Annotated in this window: 1 protein-coding gene; it reads right to left on the bottom strand. The window is 60.7% G+C overall.

The genetic code is table 11. From position 1 onward, the window contains the following. On the bottom strand, positions 1 to 208 hold a 208-nt coding region (locus KJQ96_RS41925), incomplete at its 3' end, for an HWE histidine kinase domain-containing protein (protein ID WP_309142557.1). Positions 209 to 219 lie beyond the last annotated feature (11 nt).

The raw sequence follows: 219 nt of genomic DNA, 5'->3' as shown, positions 1-219 counted from the left end.
CCCGCGTCATCAATTCATGGGCGCGATTGAGCGCCATGAGCCGTCCTTCGAAGGCCTGCGTAAAGCCATCGAGATCGGTTGCTCTGCGCCGGGTCTGCATCGCGACGGATTGGACGGTGGCCAGCATGTTCTTCACGCGGTGGTTCAATTCGTCGAGCAGTAGTTTCTGGCGGGCCTGCGCGCGCTTGAGTTCGGTGATGTCCTGCACAACGCGAATGC

The organism is Bradyrhizobium sp. sGM-13 (genome assembly GCF_018398875.1).
Lineage (GTDB): Bacteria > Pseudomonadota > Alphaproteobacteria > Rhizobiales > Xanthobacteraceae > Bradyrhizobium.
Note: the sequence above shows the minus strand (reverse complement) of the source record. Positions and strands in the feature narration are given on the sequence as shown.